The organism is Caldalkalibacillus mannanilyticus JCM 10596 (genome assembly GCF_000615945.1).
Lineage (GTDB): Bacteria > Bacillota > Bacilli > Caldalkalibacillales > JCM-10596 > Bacillus_AT > Bacillus_AT mannanilyticus.
The window spans coordinates 1-846 of the sequence record NZ_BAMO01000100.1; the positions used below are offsets into that span (position 1 = coordinate 1).

An 846-nucleotide genomic window follows, 5' to 3' on the forward strand; every position below is an offset into this window, starting at 1 on the left:
TTCTTAAGCCTTCGGCTAGGATATTTTTGCTGGCATTTATATCTCTATCGTGATGTTCGTGGCAAACAGGACAAGTCCAATCCCTTATTTCAAGAGATTTCTTGCCATCTTGATGTCCACAATCGGAACATATCTGACTAGACGGAAACCATCTGCTTATTTTCACGATTGTTTTACCGTACCATTTCGCTTTGTATTCTAATTTAGTTACAAAGGCAGACCATGATACATCAGAGATTGATTTTGCTAACTTATGATTGCGTAACATTCCTTTGGTGTTCAAGTCTTCGATACAGACAATATCGTGGTTTTTGATTATTTCTGTACTTAACTTGTTAAGAAAATCGTCACGTTGGTTCATGACTCTTTCGTGCAATCTAGCAACTCTACGCTTTTGTTTCTGATAGTTTTTTGCATCAAGAAGGTTAATACCATTGTTTTTAGCATGTAACGCACGTCTTGAAAGTTTTCGCTGTTCACGTTTTAGTTTCTTTTCCATTTTTGATGTGAATTTATTATTGTCAATCTTGCGACCATCAGAAAGAATGGCAAAGTCAGTGATGCCTAAGTCTATACCAATAGATGATTCCGTTTTCTCCAATGGCTGTACTTCTATTTCTGCAAGAATGGATACAAAGTATTTACCACTAGGATTTCGTCTAACAGTAGCATTAAGGATACGACCTGTACTTCACGACTTTTGGCAAAGCGAACAAGACCGAGTTTGGCAATTTGATTTTGCCGTCTACAATGGCAATGTTATTGTTTGTTTCTTTAGTCGTGTAGGATTGTACCTTATTCTTTTTAGACTTGAAGCGTGGTGCTTTATTTTGTTTCTTGAAGAAT

Annotated in this window: 1 pseudogene; it reads right to left on the reverse strand. The window is 36.6% G+C overall.

What is annotated here, in order from left to right:
* Positions 1–846, reverse strand: a pseudogene (tnpB, locus tag JCM10596_RS27185) (IS200/IS605 family element RNA-guided endonuclease TnpB); the annotation flags it as partial.